A 4,160-nucleotide genomic window follows, 5' to 3' on the forward strand; every position below is an offset into this window, starting at 1 on the left:
GGGTTTTCCTTGCCTACATTTCGTGAACGGTTTGTGATTGACCGCCGTGAGCGGCAACCGAGTTTATTGGATTTTGGGTATGATGATGACGACCGGGGTGGTGTGTTTATTCAGCGTGGCTTCAAGGTACTGGACACTCCCTCGGTCAGGTTTAGTCTAACACCACAGTTCTTTCTTCAAAAAGCTATTCTTGGAGACAATGATGAAGATGAGAACAATGATCCAGAAGGTGGTGGCGTAATTGATCCCGCTAACTTTGGTTTGCTTGTTGACCTTGATGGTTCCTTAGGGCCACGTACTACACTAATAGGTTCCGCAGAACTCACTAGTCTGGATCCTGATGATCTAGAAAACGAAACTAGGGGAAGTTTGCGCCTCCGACAAACTATTGGCACCACTTACCCTCATCGCTTAACTTTGGAATCCAGCTACCGCGATCGCCTTTTCAATGGCTCTTTGGGTTTCCAAACCGTTCAGAGTAGTATTGGTGGTGTACTTGAATCACCGACAATTCCCATCGGGCAAACCGGCTTGACCATTAGATATCAAGCTGGCGTTCAGCGTATTAACGCTAACACCGATCGAGCAGACTTGCTACCTCTGCCACCTCGGGATAACAATCGGATTAGTTTAACCCGTTATCAAGGCAGTGCAACTCTAAACTGGACACAACCCCTTTGGCAAGGTGACATATTGCCAGCAACTGCTGAAGAAGGTATGCGCTATACACCAGCACCAATTTTACCAAATGTTCAACTAAATTCATCTATTACCGGTGTGGCTAGTGCCTATAGTAATGGTGATTCTCAAGAATTTCTTCGTGGTAGCATTGGCTTAACTGGGCAATTCGGTCATTTTTCTAAACCCTTTCTCGACTATACCGGTTTTAATATCGGCTATAGTCAAGTAGCCTTAGGCAACACATCACCATTTTTATTTGACCGAGTTGCAGATACTCGAATCCTTAATGCTGGTATTACCCAACAACTCTATGGTCCGTTTCGAGTCGGTTTCCAAACTTATCTAAATTTAGATACAAATGAGGAAATTAGTACTGACTTCTTTTTAGAGTATTCTCGTCGAAGCTACAATATTTTATTGCGCTATAATCCCGTTCAACAACGGGGTTTAGTTGGTTTACGAATTAATGATTTTAATTGGACAGGTGCTACAGAACCTTTTGATACGTTTAGCAACAGCTGGGAGGATGATTAGGAATTAGGGAGTTGGGTGTAGGGTGTAGGGTGTAGGGTGAATAAAATTGAATGGCTCTGATAATTATCAGAAACGCTAGAATTATTTGTGTGGCCAAATAAACCCTACCAAATTAAGCTCCTGGATAGGTTGGGGATCTCCAATGAAGACTAATAAGCATCGGTCAGTCTGTGGTAAATTCAAGCAGCGGTTAAATAACGCAGTTAAACGCTGGTTTAATTCCCCTAAAATTTGTCATAGCAGCACCACACAACCAATAGCTTTTACTGTGGGAGAGCCTTATGCTCCCTACAAACCTCCCTCAACTACTCAGCGACCTAACCACAGCAACGTTGTAAGTACTATTACCTGGCCTCCTGGTTATCGGCTACAAAAGGGTAAGTACACCATCGAAAAAAAACTAGGAGAAGGTGGGCTGGGTATTACCTATTTAGCCCGAAATAAAAAAGGCGATCGCATTGTTATCAAAACTATCCTTAATCATGTACTCCGCCAAGATAATTTATTAGAATTTTGGAAAATATTCGCCAATGAAGCGATAAAGTTAGCCCAATGTAGCTGTGGAAATCCTCATCTAGTCCGTTTATATGAAGAAATCATCCGAGAAGGTGAACTTCCCTGCCTAATCATGGAATACATCGAGGGGGAAACCTTGTCGGATCTGGTGAAACGGCAGGGTGTGCTTTCGGAAGAGAAAGCCTTGCTCTACATCCAGCAAATTGGTAGCGCCCTCTGGGACATTCATCAGCAAGGGTTGCTCCATAGAGATGTTAAACCTAATAACATCATGGTGGGTCAGGATGGTTCTGGTGCCGTGTTGATTGATTTGGGTATTGCCACTAAGTTTGTCCCTGGGGTTACACAAACTCATCTTTGTGCTGTGACTCCAGGTTATTCTCCTCTGGAACAATATCAGTGGCGAGCGCAACTCGGTCCCTACACCGATGTTTATGCTTTGGCCGCTACCTTGTATGTTCTCTTAACTGGAAATGAACCAGTACCAGCTGATGAGCGGGCTGAGGGAGCTGTATTACCACCACCAAACCATCTTAATTCCCAGATTAGCGATCGCACAAGTCAATCCATTCTCAATGCCATGAATTTGGTGGCTAGCGATCGCCCTCAGTCTATACCAGAATTTTTAACATTACTCGGTATTGAATTACCAAATAATATTAGTAACTATAATAGCACAAATAGCACCAATAATCAACCACAAATAACCGCTAAATTTAGAGACTGTTATATAGAACGTCCCCAAGATGCTGAGTGTTATCAAAAGATTTTACAACCAGGGGCGCTAATTCGGATTAAAGCACCGAAGCTGATGGGAAAAACCTTACTCAGTAATCGCATTCTTGATTATGCTAAGTCTCAGAGTTATGGCACCGTTTATTTAAATCTGAATCAGTTACCTTGCCATGACTTGGATGTATTTTTACAGTCGTTTTGCGTGCGGGTTGGTGACAACTTAGGCTTATCAGACCAGTTGGATAAGTATTGGAGTAAACGATTATATAGTAAGGTAAATTGTCAACGATATTTTGAGCAGTATCTGTTAGCGTCTTTATCCAGTCCTGTAGTTTTGTGTTTGGATGAAGTTGATCGCGTGTTTCCTTATCCAGAAGTAGCTGGGGAATTTCTAGGGTTGCTGCGCACGTGGCATGAGGATTCCAAAAATAATCAACTTTGGAAAAACCTGCGGTTGATTGTCGTTTATTCTACCGAAGTTTATATTGAATTGGATATCAATCAGTCTCCTTTTAATGTGGGAGAAGCAGTAGAGTTATCGGACTTGGATTTAAAAAACATTCAGAGTTTAGCTCATCTCTATGGGCTAGATTTATCCATTGAATCAGGAAAACAATTAAGGAAAATGGTAGGTGGACATCCTTATTTGTTGAAGCTGGCTTTCTCTACTCTTAGCAAAAATCCCAACATGACTATGGAGCATCTGTTAGAAACCGCCCCGACAGAATCAGGGATTTATCGCCATCATTTGCGAGAACTTTTAAATAATCTAATTCTCCATCCCAATTTACTAAACCCTTTCAAGAAAGTACTGACAACTACTAAAGCTGTGCGCTTGGAGCCTAAAGCAACCTATCTGTTAGAAAGTCTGGGATTAGTCAGAGCAATCGGTAATGATTGTATTCCTCGATATAATTTGTATCGTGAATATTTTAGTAACAGGATTTTATAGTTAGGGAGCAGTCAGCGGTCAGCGGTCAGTGGTCAGCGGTCAGCGGTCAGCCGTGGGCTGAAAACTGATAACTGAAAACTGATAACACTGAAAACTGATAACACTGAAAACTGAAAGCTGAAAGCTGATAGCTGATAGCTTCTTTATTCCCTACTCCCTACTCCCTACTCCCTTTCTGATCATGACCAACCAATCAACAATCTACCAAGTTGGGGGAAGTTTACCTCAAGATGCCACAACTTATGCCATCCGAAAAGCTGATGATGAAATTTTTCACGCTTTGATGGCTGGGGAATTTTGTTATGTGCTCAACTCGCGACAGATGGGTAAATCTAGTTTACGGGTACAAACTATGAAGCGTCTCCAGGAAGCAGGAGTAGCTTGTGGTTGTATCGATTTTACCATGATTGGGAAAGAGAATATACCGGTAGAGATGTGGTATTCAAGCTTGATAGTGATGCTGGTGGATGAGTTTAAGCTATCAGATAAGTTTGATGAAGAGGCTTGGTTTAGAGAAACAGAACACATCGCTCCCTTGTTAGGGTTTGGCAAGTTTATTGAATCGGTATTGTTGGCAACTATTCCGGAAACTATTGTTATATTTCTCGATGAAATTGACAGTATTACGCCTAATGTGAAATAGACAAAAGGAAAAGGAAGCTCGAAGATGGAAATGTCACTAGCCATCATCGACTCCCTATGAATAGTATAGACATTCCCACCCTGTTCACTACCATTTTTG

Annotated in this window: 3 protein-coding genes; all 3 read left to right on the forward strand. The window is 42.0% G+C overall.

Going from position 1 to position 4,160, the window contains the following annotated elements; translation table 11 throughout:
- Positions 1-1,215: DUF3769 domain-containing protein (locus tag F6K57_RS38235; protein WP_293073706.1), on the forward strand; the 1,215-nt coding region annotated here is incomplete at its 5' end.
- Positions 1,216-1,357: 142 nt separating this feature from the next.
- Positions 1,358-3,418 carry an AAA-like domain-containing protein gene (locus tag F6K57_RS38240; RefSeq protein WP_293073708.1) on the forward strand — a complete coding sequence of 687 codons (2,061 nt, stop codon included), beginning with the start codon at positions 1,358-1,360 and terminating at the stop codon, positions 3,416-3,418.
- A gap of 181 nt (positions 3,419-3,599) precedes the next feature.
- Entirely contained in the window at positions 3,600-4,061 is a 462-nt protein-coding gene (locus F6K57_RS38245) for an AAA-like domain-containing protein (RefSeq protein ID WP_293073711.1), read from the forward strand.
- The last annotated feature ends 99 nt before the right edge of the window (positions 4,062-4,160 follow it).

Origin of the sequence: Moorena sp. SIO4A5, assembly GCF_010672005.1 — a bacterium.
Taxonomy (GTDB): domain Bacteria; phylum Cyanobacteriota; class Cyanobacteriia; order Cyanobacteriales; family Coleofasciculaceae; genus Moorena.